This window comes from Halopseudomonas xinjiangensis, assembly GCF_900104945.1.
GTDB lineage: Bacteria > Pseudomonadota > Gammaproteobacteria > Pseudomonadales > Pseudomonadaceae > Halopseudomonas > Halopseudomonas xinjiangensis.
The window spans coordinates 781,199-800,540 of sequence record NZ_LT629736.1 but is presented as its reverse complement, the minus strand read 5'-3'; the positions used below and the strand labels follow the sequence as shown (position 1 = coordinate 800,540).

At 59.7% G+C, this 19,342-nt stretch carries 15 protein-coding genes; 2 read left to right on the top strand and 13 right to left on the bottom strand.

From position 1 onward, the window contains the following. Positions 1-82: 82 nt before the first annotated feature. From BLT85_RS03630 to BLT85_RS03580, 11 genes are all read right to left on the bottom strand, one after another. A complete protein-coding gene (locus BLT85_RS03630; protein WP_093391871.1) occupies positions 83-3,055 on the bottom strand; it encodes a glycosyltransferase family 2 protein in 2,973 nt (990 codons plus the stop codon). Beyond that, complete coding sequence (locus BLT85_RS03625; protein ID WP_093391870.1) at positions 3,052-4,380, bottom strand: ABC transporter ATP-binding protein; 1,329 nt, start codon at positions 4,378-4,380, stop codon at positions 3,052-3,054. The genes BLT85_RS03630 and BLT85_RS03625 overlap by 4 nt, the downstream gene beginning before the upstream one ends. Next, entirely contained in the window at positions 4,370-5,200 is an 831-nt protein-coding gene (locus BLT85_RS03620) for an ABC transporter permease (protein WP_093391869.1), read from the bottom strand. The genes BLT85_RS03625 and BLT85_RS03620 overlap by 11 nt, the downstream gene beginning before the upstream one ends. Further along, entirely contained in the window at positions 5,201-6,277 is a 1,077-nt protein-coding gene (gene rfbB / locus BLT85_RS03615; protein WP_093391868.1) for a dTDP-glucose 4,6-dehydratase, read from the bottom strand. It abuts the gene before it with no gap. Further along, on the bottom strand, positions 6,270-7,157 hold the full coding sequence (gene rfbD, locus BLT85_RS03610) for a dTDP-4-dehydrorhamnose reductase (protein WP_093391867.1): 888 nt from the start codon (positions 7,155-7,157) through the stop codon (positions 6,270-6,272). The genes rfbB and rfbD overlap by 8 nt, the downstream gene beginning before the upstream one ends. Further along, positions 7,150-7,725 (bottom strand): dTDP-4-dehydrorhamnose 3,5-epimerase, encoded by a 576-nt coding sequence (rfbC, locus tag BLT85_RS03605; protein ID WP_093391866.1) that lies wholly within the window; start codon positions 7,723-7,725, stop codon positions 7,150-7,152. The genes rfbD and rfbC overlap by 8 nt, the downstream gene beginning before the upstream one ends. Continuing rightward, positions 7,722-8,609, bottom strand: coding sequence for a glucose-1-phosphate thymidylyltransferase RfbA (gene rfbA / locus BLT85_RS03600; protein WP_093391865.1), 888 nt, complete (start codon positions 8,607-8,609; stop codon positions 7,722-7,724). The genes rfbC and rfbA overlap by 4 nt, the downstream gene beginning before the upstream one ends. A gap of 178 nt (positions 8,610-8,787) precedes the next feature. Next, positions 8,788-9,822, bottom strand: a complete 1,035-nt coding sequence (locus BLT85_RS03595) for an MraY family glycosyltransferase (RefSeq protein WP_172829806.1) — start codon at positions 9,820-9,822, stop codon at positions 8,788-8,790. Then, the gene (locus BLT85_RS03590) at positions 9,819-10,751 is read right to left on the bottom strand and encodes a UDP-glucose 4-epimerase family protein (protein ID WP_093391864.1); all 933 of its coding nucleotides are present in this window, start codon (positions 10,749-10,751) and stop codon (positions 9,819-9,821) included. The genes BLT85_RS03595 and BLT85_RS03590 overlap by 4 nt, the downstream gene beginning before the upstream one ends. 55 nt (positions 10,752-10,806) lie before the next feature. Continuing rightward, positions 10,807-11,313, bottom strand: coding sequence for a transcription/translation regulatory transformer protein RfaH (rfaH, locus tag BLT85_RS03585; RefSeq protein WP_093391863.1), 507 nt, complete (start codon positions 11,311-11,313; stop codon positions 10,807-10,809). Positions 11,314-11,737: 424 nt separating this feature from the next. After that, positions 11,738-13,180: an MBL fold metallo-hydrolase gene (locus BLT85_RS03580; protein ID WP_093391862.1), complete on the bottom strand. Its 1,443-nt coding sequence runs from the start codon at positions 13,178-13,180 to the stop codon at positions 11,738-11,740. Positions 13,181-13,517: 337 nt separating this feature from the next. Here BLT85_RS03580 and BLT85_RS03575 point away from each other — a divergent pair, with 337 nt between their 5' ends. Together BLT85_RS03575 and BLT85_RS03570 are read left to right on the top strand one after the other, a co-directional pair. Beyond that, on the top strand, positions 13,518-15,668 hold the full coding sequence (locus BLT85_RS03575) for a DUF6351 family protein (protein ID WP_093391861.1): 2,151 nt from the start codon (positions 13,518-13,520) through the stop codon (positions 15,666-15,668). Positions 15,669-16,052: 384 nt separating this feature from the next. After that, entirely contained in the window at positions 16,053-18,047 is a 1,995-nt protein-coding gene (locus BLT85_RS03570) for a carboxylesterase/lipase family protein (protein ID WP_093391860.1), read from the top strand. A 44-nt stretch (positions 18,048-18,091) separates the two neighbouring features. Here the strand turns inward: BLT85_RS03570 and dmeF are convergent, their stop codons facing one another. Next, positions 18,092-19,027 (bottom strand): CDF family Co(II)/Ni(II) efflux transporter DmeF, encoded by a 936-nt coding sequence (dmeF, locus tag BLT85_RS03565; RefSeq protein WP_093391859.1) that lies wholly within the window; start codon positions 19,025-19,027, stop codon positions 18,092-18,094. Beyond that, positions 19,024-19,299 (bottom strand): metal/formaldehyde-sensitive transcriptional repressor, encoded by a 276-nt coding sequence (locus tag BLT85_RS03560; RefSeq protein WP_093391858.1) that lies wholly within the window; start codon positions 19,297-19,299, stop codon positions 19,024-19,026. Before BLT85_RS03560 ends, dmeF begins: the two co-directional genes overlap by 4 nt. Positions 19,300-19,342: the final 43 nt, after the last annotated feature.

Here is a 19,342-nt window from a genome sequence, read left to right as displayed (position 1 = left end):
CAACCATCATTCCTGCCACCGAACAGCTACCACCAGATATTCAAGCCGAGCGCCAATCGTCGCAGCCCGGCTTACGTATGGGTCAGAACAGGGCTCGTACCCGGGGCGGCCAGGCCAAGGTGAAATCCTGGCGCTCGAGCGTCAGGTTGGGGCTGTAGGCCGGGTCGTGTTTCAGCCATGCTTCCCAGCGCTCCCACATATACTGCTCTTCCCTGGCAAGCCGCTCCAGCTTCGCCGGGTCGCTTTCCGGCCCTCGGGTCGCGGACTCGTGGTGATAAAGCTCCGCGGAAGGCAGGAAGATATTGCGATAACCGGCCTGTTTGAGGCGGAGGCAGAAATCGATATCGTTGTAAGCGACCGCGAGCTCTTCGTTCAGCCCGCCCAGTTCCTGGTAGAGCGCCTTGCGCACAATCAGACAAGCGCCGGTGACCGCCGAAAAGCCGCTGATCAGGCTAGCGCGGCTGAAATAGCCGTATGCCGTCCGCGGCAGTTGCTTGTGAGCATGTTCGGCGACGCCACCCATGCCCAGCACCACTCCAGCATGCTGAATACGATCATTCGGATATGAAAGCTTCGCGCCAACCGCACCGACCTCCGGCCGGAGCGCATGGGACACCATCTCGCGGAGCCAGCTCGGCGAAATAACCTCGATGTCGTTATTGATCAGACCGAGGACCTCGCCCGACGCTGCAGCCGCCCCTACGTTGTTCAGCGCGGAGAAATTGAACGGACGGTCATCGCGGATGACTCGAACTGTCGGCGACTCGATGTAACGCAGGTACGACAGCGTGGCGGGATCGTCCGAACCGTTATCGATGATGATCAACTCGTAATTCGGGTAGTCGGTCTTCTCGCGGATGCTCGAAACGCACTGCCGGAGAAGCTCGACTCCGTTACGCGTCGGAATGATGAGCGAAACCAGCGGCGGCGTAGGCTCCAGATCGTACGAAGCGTGATACCCCGGCCCGACCAGCTCGACCTTGCCCTTGACTCCGGTTCGTTCGAAATGCTCGTTGATGGCGCGCATGCCTGCGAGCATCGCGTAGGGCTTGGCATCCGCACCGCTGGCTGTACTTTCAGCATGCACCCGCCAGTGGTACAGCACCCGCGGGATGTGATGGATAGCTCTGGCATCGATACGCTCGATACAGCGAAGCGCAAGGTCATAATCCTGAGACCCTTCGACCCCAAGTCTGAACCCGCCAATCTCGTCGAGCAGTTGCTTCTGGTACACCCCCAGATGCGAAAACATATTGTGCGAGTAGAACAGATCCGGGTTCCAGTCGCACTTGAAGTAAGGGCTGTAGCGCTGCCCTTTCTCATTCATCTTGTCTTCGTCGGAGTAGATCATCCGTACGGAAGGATCCTCGATGATCGCCTTCGCGACACAATACAGGGCGTGCTCAGGCAACAGATCGTCGTGATCCAGCAATGCGACCCACTGCCCGGTCGCCAGTGAGAGAGCGCTGTTGGAGGCCGCCGAGATGTGTCCGTTCTGTTCGCGGAACACGACCTTGATCCGGGAATCGGATGCGGCGATCTTCTCCAGCAGCGGCCTGACTGCCGGGTCAGTCGAGGCATCATCCGCAATGCAGAGCTCCCAGTTGGGGTATAGCTGGTTGCGCACCGAGTCGACCGCTTCGGTAAACCAGGCAGCGCTAGGGTTATAAGTGGGCACCACGATCGAAATCAGCGGCGGATCTACCCATTCAGCAACGATTCGCCGAATCTGCTTGCGGTCCTCGTCTTTCAGGCTGTCGTACAGGCGCACCCACTCGGCGTAATCATTCTCAGCCTGGAGTTCAACCTGTTGCTCGACTCGATGCCTGAAGCCCGCAACGCCTTCGGTGCGCATGACCTCCAACACCTTTCGTACCGAGCCGATAGCGCCGTAATGCTTGAAGAGATGACTGGCACCGCCGCCGAGGGTGCGTAGATGCTTCGCCTGCGTCCCGACAATGCGCAGTGGCGAGGTCGCCTTCCAACTGGTGGAGGACCACACCTGGGCGACGATTCGCTCCATTTCTTCAGCACGCTGCTGGTGCTGAAGTATCTGGCCCTTCAGCTCCTCAATTCTTCGCAGGTCGGCACTGTGCTGCTCTCCCAGGGACTGCATTTGCTGAGCGTCATGCTGAACAAGCTCGTCGAGCGCTGAAACCCGCTGGGATTCTTCTGCCAAGCGATTGCTGAGATCAGCCCGTTGAGCTTCTCGCTGCGCGAGCTGTTGTTTCAGCGTGTCGAATTGTTCATCTGGCGCACGGTCCAGCATTGTCCAGGGGTTTTCGCTTTGATCCGGAGTGCTGGCAGGGGAAGCCGAGAGCGTTTCACGCAGCGGCAGAACCGGCTCCGTCTCCCCTACGATGAGCCGCTCGCCCAGCACATTCTCTGGCGCAGGCGCTTTTTTTACCACGCAAAGGGAATTGACGAATTGCACTGAATGAACCGCGGCAAGGGCCTCTTCGGAGAACGTGACGCCGTAATGCTCCGCGAACCCGGCCAGTACCGTTGACCGGGAACCCGGCCTTCCCCAGTGCTCGAAATTCACGACATCACCAAGCCGTTTGAAGAAGGTGATCGACGAAAACGGATTGTAGAGTCCGCCCTGATAGCCTTGCCAGTAACTGCAGTGCAAGTCTTCAGCGAGCAATATTCCACCTGGCTTCAGGTACGGAAAATAGCGAGCGAAGGAGCGAACTATGTCACCGGAAGTATGAGACCCATCGTCGATGATGATGTCGAACTTCTTTGCGTGCGACAGGATTGCCGATTCTGACTCGTCCGAATTGGCATCCCCTACCACCACCGCGATGCGCGCATCCTCGTATTCGAGCTGGGCGCAGTTGGGATTGATGTCACAACCAACCAGCCGGATCGCCTTGGGGAAGTACTGACTCCAGATTTCCAGCGATCCGCCGTTCTGAATGCCGATCTCCAGCAGGTTGACCGACCTGTCGCGATACGGGCTCAACAGCTCATCGTACTCTTTCAAGTACAGTGACCACTTGTCAGAGACTTTTCCCTTGTGCTGCTCGTACAGTTCCGGCAATGCTTTCATGAATTCTTCTTCAAAATGACTTTTTCGAATGGTACCCCGACGAGCCCCCACCGGACTTTGCTCGACGAAACATTGATCACCATCGCATCGTGCAGCCAGTGATGCTGAACATTGTCGACGAGATCGCCGTCAGCCAGCGAAGCCATCACGAGATACTGACCATTCGGCAACATAGGTAGCCGAAACGTATAGCGAGCTTCGAAGGCTTCTCCCGCAGAGACCGGAATCGGGAGCACGTCCGTGAATGGGAGCGTGTTCTCACCAAACAGATCCTGACCGAGCCGATCCCTGACCAGGAAACCGAGAATGGGCTGCTTCAGGTCGCTATGCGCCACGGCGCGGATGGTCATCTCGACCTTTTCCCCGCCCTGAAATACGCCCTCGGTCTGACCGCTAAGGTTGACCAGTTCGACGGCTGTAATTTCTCCCGCCCCGCTTTTCCAGCCATTGGCAGCGTCCAGATTATCGCTTACGTCAAAGGTCGCTGAGTAATCCAGGCACGAGCTGGGGTCATCCGAGACCGGAGCCGTTTGTTCCTCGTCGGCGTCATCCTTGCGGATGGTTTCCAGGTCTGCCGTCGAACCATAGACTTCCTGGAAGGTGTACTGCAGGTAGTTCTCGGCGATGTCCTTGGCTTTTCCGGTCTCACGCAGCTCCCCTGCGTGCAGCCACACGGCCCGATTACACAGGCTAAGCACGGAATTGATGTCGTGGCTGACGAAGAGGAGCGTACCGGTTTCCTTGAACCGCCGAATGAAGCGCATGCACTTCTGCGTGAAGACCGCATCACCAACCGCAAGGGCCTCGTCAATCACCAGAATATCCGCGTCGACATGGGCGATGACAGCGAACGCCAGCCTGACGTACATCCCGCTGGAGTAATTGCGGACTGGCTGGTCCATATGGTCGCCAATGTCGGCGAACTCGGCGATCTTGTCGAATCGTTCGTCCACCTGACTCCGGTTCAACCCATAGATCGAAGCGGACATATACACGTTTTCGCGGCCGGTAAACTCTGGGTTGAAGCCGCTGCCGAGCTCGAGCAGCGCTGCAATCTTGCCATTGGTGCGGATTTCGCCGGCGGTCGGGTTCAGCGTTCCGCAGACCATCTGCAACAATGTTGATTTGCCGCTGCCATTGCGTCCGATAATCCCCACCGTCTCGCCCCGGCGTAGTTCGAAGCTGACGTCCCGCAGCGCCCAGAACTCGCGGTAGTACTTCTTCCGGCTGCGCATGAGCATCTGCTTTAGACGACTCTGCGGCGTGTCATAGATCTGGTAGCACTTGCTGAGACCGGTTACCTGAATCGCGACATCAGAGCACATCGGCGAACCCCTTGCGCGTCTTCTGGAACATCGCAAAGCCCGCGAAGGCGACCACGACACTCACTGCGCTGTACAACAGGTAGCCGTTCCAGTTTGGGATCTGCGATTCCAGCAGCACTGCACGTGTCTGCTCGATGATAAACGTCAGCGGATTGATCTGGTAAATCCAGAGATACTTTTCGTGCACGCTGGACAGCGGATAGAAGATCGGACTCAGAAACATCATCGCCGTAAGGATTGGAGCGATCAGCTGGCCGACATCGCGCAGGTAGACCCCCAGCGCGGAAAGACCCCAGGTAAGTCCCAGAATCAATACCAGAAACGGGGCGAAGACAACCGGCAACAACAACGTGTGCCAGGAAAACTCCCAGCTGGAAAACAACATCAGCAGGAACAATATGGAATAACCGGCCAGCAAGTGAAACAGGGCTGCAATCAACGTGACCGGAGTCAGTATCTCCAGCGGAAATACCACCTTTTTCACATAGTTGGCGCTACTGGTAACGAGACCGGGTGCCTTGCTGATGCACTCAGAAAAAAAGTTGAAGATCAGCAGACCCGCGAACAACGCGACGGCAAAGTCCAGGGACCCCTGCCCGCCGCCCCCGCCCCGCGCGCCCCAGCGGGCCTGGAAGATCTCACCGAAGACGAAGGTGAACACCACGAGCATCAGCAGCGGTGTCAGGAACGACCAGAAAATACCGATGAACGAGCCGCGGTATCTTCCGACGATTTCTCGTTTCGACAGGTTGAATATCAGGCCACGGTGTATCCAGATGTCTTTCGCTAGGCGAACCGGCGAAATGTCGAAGCGCTGCATTCAGCTTCCCGCTCCCAATCTCTGACGCTGATAACTCCCATCCTGTACCCGCTGGCACCATTGCTGGTTATCGAGATACCAACCGACCGTCTTGCGGATGCCGCTTTCGAAGGTCTCTTCCGGCGACCAGCCAAGCTCGCGTTTGATCTTGCTAGCGTCGATCGCGTAGCGCATATCATGGCCAGGGCGGTCCTTCACGGTCGTTATCAGATCCTTGTAGCTGCCCTTCGCGCGGGGATGCATCTCGTCCAGAAGTTCGCAGATGGTATGCACCACCTCGATGTTCTGCTTTTCGTTGTGGCCGCCGATGTTATAAGTCTCGCCGATTTTCCCGGTGGTGGCGACCAGAACCAATGCGCGCGCGTGGTCTTCCACAAACAACCAGTCACGAATCTGATTTCCCTTGCCGTAGACCGGCAGCGGCTTGCCTTCGATGGCGTTGAGGATCATCAACGGCACCAGTTTCTCGGGGAAATGGTACGGGCCATAATTGTTCGAGCAATTGGTCAGGACGATGGGCAAGCCGTAGGTGCGATGCCAGGCACGTACCAGATGATCCGATCCGGCCTTGCTGGCCGAGTACGGCGAACTGGGTGCGTAAGGCGTCTTTTCGGTGAACAGCGGCAGCTCGCCTTCCTGCTCTTCGGGGTGCGGCAGATCACCATATACTTCATCGGTAGAGATGTGGTGAAAGCGGAACGCAGCCTTGCGGTCTTCGCTGAGCGACTGGTAGTAAGCGCGCGCCTGCTCCAGCAGAACATAGGTGCCGATCAGGTTGGTCTGGATGAATTCGCCAGGGCCGTCGATCGAACGATCAACATGGGACTCAGCTGCCAGATGCATGACCAGGTCCGGCTGGTGCTGCTCGAATACACGCTTCACCTCAGCCTGGTCGCAGATGTCGACCTGCTCGAAGCGATACCGGGAGTCCTCGCTTACGGACGCCAGCGATTCGAGGTTGCCTGCATAGGTGAGCTTGTCGAGGTTTACCACTTCATGCTCTGTGTTGTCGATCAGATGCCTGACGACAGCCGAGCCGATGAAACCAGCTCCGCCGGTAACCAGAATTCTAGCCATTGTTTTGTTCCTTGATCTTTTGCAAGCACCGCTTCAGCGAATGCTTCCAGTGCGGAATGCCAGTACCTAGCTGCGCCTTGATGCGCTGCTTGCTCAGCAGGCTGAAATGCGGTCGTTTGGCGGGAGTCGGGTATTCAGTCGCGGGTATCGGTTTGACCTGGCAATCCATATCCATCAGGTCAAAGATCTCGACCGCGAAGTCGTACCAGCTGCACGCACCTTCATTGCTGAAATGGAAGACTTCGCAACCAGTCTGATCGGCGCTGGCCACGCGCTGCTCGATCATCGTAACGATCGCCTGCGCCAGATCAGCAGCGTAGGTGGGCGTGCCGACCTGGTCGCTGATGACGGTAAGCAGGTCACGCTCGGCCCCGAGGCGAAGCATGGTCTTGACGAAGTTGCTACCGAACTCGGAGTAGACCCAACTGGTGCGGATGATCGCACCGGACACACCCGATTGCTGCATGGCGCGCTCACCCAGCAACTTGGTTGCGCCGTAACGGTTTACCGGATCGGTCGGATGATCTTCTTCGTAGGGCTTGTAGTGGCAGCCATCGAAAACATAGTCGGTGCTCACGTGGATCAGAAAAGCGCCCTGCTCCTTCGCGGTTTCAGCGAGTTGTTTGACCGCAAGATGATTGATGCGGTCTGCCAGTTCGGGTTCGCTTTCTGCCTTGTCCACAGCAGTATGCGCGGCGCAGTTGACGATGAAGTCGTACCGGTTCATCTCCAGGCGCGCGGCTATGGACGCGGGGTCAGCCAGGTCCATCATCGAGCGATCAACGAAGGTGAATTCAAGTTCAGGATGCGCTTGCGCAATCGACTGGATGCTGCGGCCAAGCTGACCGGTCGCGCCCGTGACTAAAACCGTCTTAGGCATAGTAGTCCACACCGTAATCGAAGGTCTCTTTCAGCTCGGCGAGCTTTGGCTGGCGGGTATCCTTTTCGGACAACAACACCTGCTCCGTCGCGATGTGCCAGTCGATGCCGATGGCCGGATCGTCCCAGGCCAGGCCGCGATCACATTCCGGAGAATAGTAATTATCAACCTTGTAGGCGAATATCGCCTGCTCACTCAGCACCACGAAGCCATGGGCAAAACCACGTGGAACGAATAACTGATGCTTGTTCTCTTCGGTGAGCTCCGCCACGACATGCTGACCGAATGTAGGACTGCCCTTGCGGATATCCACCGCCACATCCAGAACGGCACCCTTGATCACACGCACAAGCTTGCTTTGCGCATGCGGCGCCAGCTGAAAGTGCAAGCCCCGCAAAACGCCGCGAGTAGAGCTGGATTCGTTGTCCTGCACAAAGTCGACCTTATGTCCGACGGCTTCTTCGAACAGATCCTGACGAAACGTCTCGGTGAAATAGCCTCGGTGGTCGCCGTGCACCTTTGGCTGGCACAGAACTACGTCAGGAATCGACTGCGGAATGAACTTCACCGAAAGGCCCCTTCTTCGGCGCGCTGAATCAGATACTGGCCGTACTGATTCTTCGCCAGAGGTTTGGCCAGCGCCAGCAACTGGTCTTTATCGATATAACCCATCTCGAAGGCAATTTCCTCGAGACACGCGACCTTCAAGCCCTGACGTTTTTCGATGATTTCGATGAACTGGGACGCTTCCAGCAGACTCTCGTGCGTACCAGTGTCCAGCCAGGCGTAACCACGGCCGAGGAGCTCAACTTTAAGCCGGCCCTCTTCAAGGTACATCTGGTTCAAAGTGGTGATTTCGAGCTCACCGCGATCCGATGGCTTGACTTCCTTTGCCTTGCCTACAACGTCGTTCGGGTAAAAATACAGCCCAGTCACGGCGTAGTTGGACTTCGGTACCTTGGGCTTTTCTTCAAGGCTGACCACGACGCCATTCGCATCGAATTCGGCTACGCCATATCGCTCCGGATCATGCACGCGGTAACCAAAGACGGTGGCCCGGTTCTCATCGTTTGCATTGGAGACCGCGCTGGCCAGCGTTTCTGCCAAGCCGTGACCGTAATAGATGTTGTCGCCGAGCACGAGGCAGACGTTGTCGTCGCCGATGAATTCCTCGCCCAGGATAAACGCCTGCGCCAGACCATCCGGAGAGGGCTGTACTACATACTCGAAACGAACGCCCATTTCGGAGCCATCACCCAACAGCCGCTGAAAGCTGGCTTGATCTTCGGGGGTGGTGATAATAAGAATGTCACGTATGCCTGCAAGCATGAGCACCGAAATGGGGTAGTAGACCATCGGCTTGTCGTACAAGGGTACCAGTTGCTTGGAAACGCCCTTGGTGATGGGATACAAGCGAGTGCCGGAGCCGCCGGCCAATACGATGCCCTTCATGTACACCTCTCTTCGTTCGATGCTAAGCAAACTGGAGCTCCAAAACTGCGAGCGAAACAGCTCAAGCTTAGGCCTGGAATTTATTCGAGGCGAATAGTAGCCGCGCGGCACACCCCCGTACAACCAAGACCCGCCAAAAGTTCTAGATTGGCGTCAATCTTTTGCCGCAGAGCGGACCCTAGACGAAACTGGTTTCGTCATCCGAGAGACCCGCTCCATACGCCCAGGCTACGAGCATCAGCGGCACGTAAGCGACCACAGCGATAATGAGCCCTGCGGCATATCCAAGCGCTACAAGACACGCCAGAGGCAGCAGCCAGAACACATTGAGCAACAACACCGACAGCGTCACAGGCAGATGACCTCCGTGGCGTCGGGTTGCACGTTGATACGCATGACTGCGATGCGCTTCGTAGATCCGGGTTCGGCGCATGAGACGTCGAAATAGGGTAATGGTTGCATCAGTGACGAACACGCCAAGCAGAATGACCCAAGACCACAACAAGGCCGGATGTACCAGAGCGGCCTGCACTGCCAACCCGCCGAGCAAGATGCCGAGGAAGCCGCTGCCCGCGTCGCCCATGAAGATCTTCGCCGGCGGCCAGTTGAAGAACAGGAATCCCAGCACCGCAAAGGCCAGCAGCAGCGCAGGCAAGCCCAGCAGCGGCTGACCAATCAGCCAGTAACAAAGTACTCCGCCCAGGCACACGGTGATCGCCTCGGTACCGGCGATCCCATCGATCCCGTCCATGAAGTTGAACAGGTTTAGCAACCAGACCAACGCGAGGCCGAACACTACATAGCTCCACCAGCCCGGCTCGATGTCTAACGTTCCCAGGGTCAGCATCGGGACGCCTAGCCACGCCAGCAACCAGGCGGCCGCAGCAAGATGTACCAGCAACCGCCAACGCGCAGCAATATGACCATGGTCGTCCATGAAACCAACCACTGCGAGCATCAATCCCGCCCCCAGCAATCCAACCAGCGACTCCCAGGATTCATAGCCGCTCGCGCCCAGCCAGAGCAGCGCAGCGCTGTATATGACTATGAATGCCAGGCCGCCGCCTCTGGGCGTCGCCACGCTGTGCGAACTGCGTGCGTTGGGCACGTCCATCAACTTGCGAGCCAACGCATAGCGGCGCAGCAGCCAGGTGCCGGCCGCGCTACAGAGCAACATCAGAGTCATCATGACAAGTAGCGATATCGGCGTCATAGGCTCCGCCCCGTCATCAACCGCAACCCATCATCCAGCGAAACAGGCGGCCGCCAACCGAGCGTCTGGCAGGTATGGGTTATGTCTGCCCGTAAAGATCCGCAGAGCTTTTGTACCCGGTCCTTTTTACCCACCATGCTTGCACCCGACTCCATCCATGCGACGGGCACCGGAAACAGCCTGGCGTCGCGGCCAACTGCCTTCGCGATGCGGCGGACAAGCTCAGGAGTGGAGATATCTTCGCTATCAGCGGCGAGAAAAGTGTTGTTGGCTGCGGCGGGGTGATCCAGGCAGGTAATGACCAGGTCGACAAGATTATCCAATCCAAGCAAGCTTCGTGTGTTGTCTACCGCCGCCAGCGGCAATGGCAGACCGCGCTGAATCCAAGCCACCATGCTGCGAATGTTGCCGCGTATACCCGGCCCGTAGACCAGGACGGGGCGGATGATCACGATCTCCATTCCTGTATCGGCCGCCAACTCCTTTAATGCCTCTTCGGCTTCCCATTTCGATTGCCCATAGGCATCCAGAGGATGGGGTTCGTCGAACGCAGTAAAGGGATGCCCAGGCAACGTCGCTTCGCCATTGACCTTTATAGAGCTGAGATAGACGAAGCGGTCCACGCCTGCCGCCGCCGCCATCCGAGCCAGTCGCACGGTGAGTTCGACGTTAGCCCGGCGGAAGGCGGCCAACGGATCAACAGCGGTTTCGTTCATCACGTGCGCGCGACCGGCGCAATGCACCAGCACCCGCCGACCACCCGCTACGAAACCAGCGGAAGCGAGATCGTCAAGGTTCACTTGCTTGCTTGATAGGGGCCTGTCGCGGCGCTCCCTGGCGATAGTCACTACGTCCCGCCCCTGCGCATGTAACGTCGCCAGCAATCGAGACCCGATGAAGCCCGATGCCCCGGTAAGATAAACAGTCATGTAAGGTCCGTTCAAAACAATCGGCCCAATACTAACCCGTGCACGCCGTTGGTGCTTAGCCAGCCCGCAACATCCTCATCGGCACACTGATCGATTGCTGACGCTGAAGGATGCTCAGCAGGATGATTGCCCGCTCCTCGCCGTCTGCCTTCTGAAAGATGGCCTGGATATCGCGGAACGGCCCATCGGACACGACGACCGCACTGCCCGAGGCGAATAGCGGCTGCGCCTGATGGACGGCTAGCCGCTGACGGATGTCGACAATGATCTCGCCGGGAACGGCCACCGGCCGGTCGCAGAACGTCACCAGCCGCGCAACGCCGCGTGTCGAGCGGATGCTGTGCCAGCTGTCGGTGTGCTGACATAGATTGATGAACAAGTATCCGGGGAACAGCGATTCGTCCAGCATGACACGCTTGCCGCGGCGGATGGCTTCGACAGGATGGACCGGACGGTAACAGGGGAAATTCTGATTACGCAGATGTTCTTCGGCGCGAGCGTCCTGGCGGGGCTTGCACTGAATGAGGTACCACTGGGGAGCGTTGCTTTCCTTGCCAGACATCCTGTCCGCCTCCTTGAAAAACTCTTTAACAACGATGCGTCCAGGCATCATTTTTAGCGCGGGGCGACGGGCGCCCGATCTCCAAGGGCAGAGAAAAAACGTGAACCAGTTCGCGCCAGAGAGCCGCCAATATAAGCGGAGCATGATGGCAAAACAATGGGATTTTGACGTTTTGACTGTCATTTCAGGCGGGCCATTTGGCAGAACCCGCTTCATCCCTGCTTCAGGAAAAATCGGTCGCTTCCTTGATCCGACGAACGGCGCCCCGCCCCAGGCGTCCCGTCTGTAGAGGTGAGGGGCCGCCGAGGCATGAGCGCGAACAGGGCCAGCGACCATCAACAGAAACCAACCCCCTTCGCGGTCATGCCCGCTCCTACGGAAAGACGAAACGGAGAAATCCGCGAACAATAATTCCGATCACCTCTCAATGCTCCGGAATCACCACCTCCATGTCATGCCCCTTCCTCCGCGCGGCATCCCTCAACAAGCCGCCCAACCGCTGCTTTGCGCCGTCATCGCCATGCACCAGACGCACCTGCTTTGGCCAGTGCCGCATACCGGTGACGAACCGCACCAACCCTTTCTGATCAGCGTGTGCGGAATAACCACCAAGCGTCTCGATACCCGCTCGAATGTCATACCGTTCGCCATCGAGCTCCACCCAGCCACCCCGAGGCCCGTGCTCCTGAATATCCCGCCCCGGGGTACCGCGCGCCTGATAGCCGACGAAGAGCACGTTATGCCGCGGATCGTGCAGCATCGCCTTGAGGTAATTGACGATCCGCCCGGCGCTGCACATGCCATTACTGGTAATCACCACTGCCGGCTGCCGGGTCTGCGCCAGGCGGTTGACCATCGCCATGTGCTTGTCATGCGAGTCCACCGTCAGCAGCTGCTCGAACCCCAGCGGCTTGTGCCCTTCGCGTACACGACGCAGCGCCTCCTTGTCCCACCAGGGTTTGAGTTCGCGGTATAGCGTGGTAAAGCGTGTAGCCAGCGGCGCATCGAGAATGATCGGCAGATTCTCCCAGTCCAGCGCCTTGCCGGGGCCGCGCTTCTTGCGCTTTTTCGCGGTGGAGATGATCGCTTCGATTTCGTACAGCAACTCCTGCGTGCGTCCAATGCTGAACGCAGGAATAAGCACCGTACCGCCATCGGACAGCGCCGACTCCAGTGCCTTCTGTAGTCGATCGCGACGGGTACGTCGGTCTTCGTGCTGGCGATCGCCGTAGGTACTCTCCAGCACCACGACATCCGCCTGCCATGCAGGCTTGGGCGGCGGCAGCAAAGGTGCATGGGGCGCGCCGAGATCGCCGGAGAAGACGATGCGATGCTTCGCTCCCGAAGCCGGGTAGCGAATATCCACCTCTACCCAGGCCGAACCCAGAATATGCCCCGCCTGACGAAACCGCACACGGCAGACCAGATCATCCCGCTCGATCACCGGCACCCACTCGCGATACGCGTGGCCGTTGAGCATCGGCTCCACATGCGACAGAAAGCGCTCGGCCAGAGCGCGATCACGCTTGACGCCAAGCATGAACGCATCCTCAAGCACGGCCGGCATGAGCATGGCGGACGGCTCGGTGCAATGCACCGGCCCCTTGAATCCCGCGGCAATCAGCCAGGGCAGTCGACCCACATGATCGATATGTACATGCGTGGCGATCAGCGCACGAACACTGGCGAGATCGAACTCGATCTCCAGCTTGCCCGCGCCCGCCCCCGCGTTGGATAGCTCCGCACCCTGGAACATGCCGCAGTCGATCAACAGGCTGTCATGCTCGGTCAGCCATAACTGATGACACGACCCGGTGACGCCCTGCACCGCTCCGTGGTGATCAATCCGAGGAAACGTCTCACTCATTGGTCACTTCCCTGTATTCAAACGAGGGCGAAACCTTAACGTAATGGCACATTGTTAGCCGTGACCTTGCTCACATGATCGAAACCAGTCGACCGTCCTTCACGCCCATCATTCCGCTGGTAAGACCGACGGGCAGTCACGCGCAGACGATGCGCGAAGCCTGGACCGTTAGCGTGCTTCAACTGTAAGCATCGCGACAAACCCTCGGCCAGCTTTGCACTAGACTCCGGAGACCGCTGCTGCGACGACAGTGCGAGATCCATGCTTCGAACTGCCAGGCATGCGGATCCTCCGGTCACTATCCGGCCGGGCCAATAACAACAACAGGATATGCATAATGAAAGCGCACTCAACCTCTAGCGGGGGCCGCTCGATGCGCCCTGCCTTGCTCGCCCTGTCCATCTCTGCGGCATTGCTCACAGGCTGTTTCGATGGCGATAGTGATAGTGATAGCGATGACCCTGTCGTACCGCCCGCCGGGGAAGTCACCATCCAAACCCTGTCGACCCACCCGGAGCGAGTCAGTGGCGGTGACGTGCTGGTCGAAATCGTCGCCCCGGAGGACATCTCAACCGATCAACTGGTCATCAAGCGTAACGGCACTGACGTGACATCCGCCTTCAGCCTGCACCAGGCCAGCGGCAATCTTCGCGGCCTGGTCAGCGGACTGCTGGAAGGCGACAACACCATCACCGTCGAAACCAGTGAAGGCGCAGAGGCCAACGGCAGCCTGACGGTGAGCAACCACCCGATTACCGGCCCGATCCTCTCCGGCCCGCACCTAGCGCCCTATGAGTGCCGCACCGAAGAGTCCGGGCTTGGCACCCCGCTGGATACCGACTGCTCGGCCGAGCGCAAGATCGAGTACTTCTACCGCACCACCGACGGGGCATTCGAAAGCTTCGATCCAGCCGCGCCGCGACCGGCGGACCTGGCGACCACCACAACCTACGATGGCAGAACCGTCCCCTACATCGTGCGCGTCGATGGCGGCACAGTGAACCGCACCATCTACCGCATCGCCCTACTTGACGACCCGGAGGCCCAGGCTGACCCGGCCGAGTGGACTCCTGGCGACGGCTGGAACGGCAAGCTGGCGGTATCGTTCGGCGGGAGTGCCGGCACCGAGTACAGCCAGGGGGTCTATGAGGCGGACGACGCGCTTAACGACATGTATCTGTCGCGCGGCTTCGCCCACATGATCTCCACCGAACTGGTCAACGGCCGCCGAGGCAACGCCGTGTTGCAGGGCGAAACGCTGATGATGCTCAAGGAGTTCTTCGTCGAGCAATACGGCGTGCCGAAGTGGACCCTCGGCAGCGGTGGCTCCGGCGGTGCGATCCAGCAGCTGGTGATCACCCAGATGTATCCGGGGCTGCTGGACGGTCTGCAGCCTTCGCTGGCGTTCCCGGACTCGCACCTGCACATCTATGACTGCCTGCTGTTCCAGGACTTCTACGCCACCTCCAGCAGCCCTACCAGCTGGACCGCTGCCAAGCGCTACGCAGCCGAAGGCATGACCCAGGGCGGCCCGGCGGGCAGCACCTGCGGATACTGGGCGCTGGCCTATGCACCGCTGGTGGACCCTACCCGGGGTTGCGCGCTGAATGATGCGAGCCTGGTCTACGACCCGGCGACCAACCCGGACGGCGCGCGCTGCACCACCGGTGATCTGCGCGTGAACATCATTGGTGAAGACCCGCAAACCGGCGCCGCACGCAACACTTGGTCCAATACCGGGCTGCAGTACGGTCTGGCAGGGCTGAATGCCGGTGAGCTGACCGTCGACGAATTCCTCGACCTGAACGAGGGCATGGGCGGGTTCGATGTCGACGGCAACGTGGTGGACGATCGCTCCGAAGGCGACCCTGAAGCCATGCGCGCCGCGTATGAAAGCGGCCTGATGGCCTCGTACAACGAAGCGCTGGCCAACGTGCCGATCCTGCACTTCCGGCCGTACCTGGACGCCAATGGCGACATTCACGACTTCCACCGTGACTTCACTATCCGCGCCCGTCTGGAACGCAGCAATGGTCGCTCCGACAACCAGGTGATCTGGGTATCGCCACCGGACGAGAGTCTGGCCGTACCGGCGCTGGAAACGATGAACACCTGGCTGGACAACATCGCTGCCGACTCGGAACCGCTGTCCGTCGACAAGGTCGTCGACAACAAGCCGCCGTCGGCAGTCGATGCGTGCTGGACACCGGAGGGAGAGAAGATTGAGGAACAGCTATCGCTGGACGGGACCGGCCGCTGCGCCGATCTGTATCCCATTCATAGCGAACCACGCCTGGTTGCCGGCGCACCGCTGACCAACGACATTCTCGAATGTCAGCTTAAGCCTATCGACTTCAGCGAGTACCAGGTCACCTTCACCTCAGCCCAGGCCGACCGCCTGACCAGCATCTTCCCCAACGGGGTCTGCGACTGGTCCAAGCCCGGCGTCGAGCAAACACCCATCAAGGGGACGTACCAGAGTTATTGATGCGGTAATGTGAACAGGTGCGGCGGGCATCCCGCCGCACCCACCCACCCCTCCCTTATCGTGTAGGAGCGGCGTCCCCGCCGCGATAGCGAACCACCAAACTACTCACCCTCAGTCGCCGCGAGTCGCGCCTCCCACTACGGACATCCGCGACCCCGTAGGAGCGGCGTCCCCGCCGCGATAGCGATGCCCGGCCCACTCCCCCATCGCGCCGAGGACCGCGCTCCCACAACTCGCCTGCTACACCTGCCAAGCGATACAAATAAACATACTGCATCAGTCTGTTGCACATATGCATCGAAGAATCACAGCGAGACGTAAATCCTTTTCCTATCCTGATAAAGGCAACACCCTGACAAATACAACAACAATGAGGTACCTCTCATGCGCTCCTCACAACGCTTTTCCACAGCCCGGCGTCCGCTCGCCTTCGCCTGCCTCGCCGCAGCAATGGCTCTCCAGGCAGGCTGTCTGGACGGTAGTGACAACGACGACGATCACGACAGCGCTACCCAAACCGGTATATTCATTGACAGCCCGGTCTCCGGACTGGGCTACAAAACACCCACACAGGAAGGCGTCACCGACGCCGAAGGCCGCTTTGAGTACCGCGCCGACGAAACCGTCACCTTCAGCATTGGTGAACTGGAGCTGGGCTCGGCGGCAGGCGCCGATCGGGTCAGCCCGATCAACCTGATGCCCGGTGCGCAGGACGCCAGCGACCCGGCAGTGACCAACCTGTCGATACTGCTGCAGAGCCTTGATCAGGATGGCGACCTGAACAATGGCATCCAGATCACCGACGCCATCGCCACGACCGTATCCGAGCACGCCAACGCTCTTGACCCGGACAGCGATGCATTCACCCAGGCCATGAACGACCTGCTCGTTGAGCTCAACGCAGCGCAGCCGCCAGTTTTCACTGACACCGACCCGCGGCCCCGCACAGCGCGCCCGGCAGCCCAGGCGCAGGCTCACCTGGCGCGCTCCCTCGCTCCGCAAAAGGTAGTTACGATCGAACAGGGTGACATCGCCGGCTTCGAAGCGGACGACGGCGCCTGGAGCTGGTACGGCATTCCGTATGCCAAGGCACCGTTGGGCGACCTGCGCTGGAAGCCGCCAGTGGCCCCAGAGCCGTGGGAAGGTGTACGCCTGGCCACGAGTTGGGCCAACCAGTCCGCACAGAACCCCGGCTATGAAGCCTTCGGCGAAGGCGGCATGAGCGAAGACAGCCTGTATCTGAACGTCACCGTGCCCGAAGGCTACGAAGGCCAGCAGCTCCCGGTCATGGTCTGGTTCCATGGCGGCGGCTTCTCGATCCTGACCGGCAACACCAAGGCGTTCAACAACACCTCACTGCCCAAGGAAGGCGTGATCGTGGTAACGGTCAATCACCGTCTCGGGCCGTTGGGGTATCTATCGCACCCGGCCTTGACCGCAGAGTCGGAGCGCAACGCGTCCGGCAACTATGGTCAGCTCGACCTGGTCGCCGCCCTGCAGTGGGTACAGCGCAATATCGAAGCCTTCGGTGGGGATCCGGACAACGTCACCATTTTTGGTGAATCCGGCGGTGGCGGCAAATCGCTCTCGTTGCTGCACTCGCCCCTGGCCACCGGCCTGTTCCACAAGGCAATCATCCAGAGCGGCATGGGCACACCCGAGCATGGCGGGCGCTATCCGGTGCGCTGGACGCTTGAGCAGAACGAAGCTGAAGGTCAGCGGCTGATCGAAGCATTGGGCCTGGCCAACGAACCGGACATCGCTGCGGCCCTGCGACAGGTGCCATGGACCGAACTGGTCACCACGGCGGATGCGATCGGCTTCGAGGCCTACCCGACCATCGACGGTTACTACTCCACCATGGGCATCCAGGAAGCCTATCTGGCCGGCGAGCACAACGATGTGCCGATCATCGCCGGTGCCAACAGCGGCGACTACCCTGACCTGCGCGAAGGCCTGGTCTGGTATATGCCGTGGATGGCTGATGCGAACGAGGCGGACATGTTCGCCTATGTGTTCGATCATGTGCCGGAGAACTGGGCAGCCAACGGTACCGAGGCTTACCACGGTATCGAACTGGTTTACGTGTTCGATTACTACGGCAGCTTCCTCAGCCACTATCTGCTGGGCCTTAGCGGCCATGAAAGCCCGACGCCGCAAAAGTACGCCGCAAACCTGCCGGGCGTCACCGCGGTGGATGACAAGATCAGCGATGACATGCGCTCGTTGTGGGCCGAGTTCGCCCGTACCGGCAACCCGTCCACCGATGCGATCAACTGGCCCGCCTATACCCCGCAGAGCGATGCCTACCTGCGGACCCAGCAAAACCCGACCGTGGAAACCGGGCTCGAATCCGCATTTCCGCCCGCAGCACCGTAACGGTTGACTGTCAGAGACCGACCGGCCCCGCAGGCCGGCCGGTTTCAGCCGAGAACACCGTTCCGCAACTCGACCGTCAGATGTCTGACCTCGTGGACCGCCTCGAGTCGCCGACGCACCTCATCGGCATCCGGCACCCCATGCGCTACGACGCTCACAATCGCCGCGAGCGCCTCCGGGCCGACCTGCCAGACATGCAGGTCGACGATGGTCGCATCGCCCGGCGCCTCGACCAGTTTACGGATCTCCTCGGCCACCTGCGGATCAGTACGGTCCAGCAAAACGCCCGAGGTTACCCTGATCAGAGTCCACGCCCAGCGCGCGATCACCAACGCACCGACAATCCCCATCACCGGGTCCATCCACACCCAGCCGAGGTAGCGACCAGCGAGCAGCCCGGCGATCGCCAATACTGACGTCAAGGCGTCGGCCAGTACGTGAAAATAGGCTGACTTGAGGTTGTTATCCCCGCCGTGATGGTGATGCGCGTGGCCATGATCATCATGGTCGTGTCCATGCCCGAGCAGCACCGCGCTGACCACATTGACCACCAGTCCGAGTATCGCCACCAGGATGGCCGCGCCGAACTGCACGGTAATCGGCTGCAAGAGCCGCATCACCGACTCGAAGCCGAGGCCCAGGGCAACCAGACCCAAAATCAGTGCCGAGGCAAACCCGCCCAGGTCGCCTACCTTGCCGGTCCCGAAGCTGTAGCGGTCACTGCGCGCGTGCCTCATGGCATACGCATACGCTGCTGCGGCTATCCCCAAGGCGCCTGCATGGGTAGCCATATGAAAGCCGTCCGCCAGGAGCGCCATCGACCCGGTGATATATCCCGCGGTGATTTCACCAATCATCGCCGCGACGGTCAGCCAGACGACCCACATCGTACGCCTGGCATTACCTTCATGGGCCGACCCGAGGAACACGTGGTCATGATCGCGAACGGAGTCGCTCTGCGTAACGCGCGGCTGCGTCATCGCGAGTACCTGCCGATGGCTTCCAGCAAATCGGCAAGCCCCTGACTGCGCTCCTCATCGCTGAGCCCCGGCCGGGCAACATGTTCCTTGGCGTGCTCACGAATGATCTCATCAAGCAAACCGTTGAGGGCACCGCGCATTGCAGCAACCAGATGGAGCGTTGTCGCGCAGCCGGCGTCCGTCTCCAACGCCCTTTCTACTGCCTGGATCTGCCCCGCTATGCGCTTCACCCGTTTGAGCAGAGCGCTTTTGTTCGATGCTACGTGACCCATACGAGACTCCTATACAGAAGCGCATCGTCGCATACCCCCCACC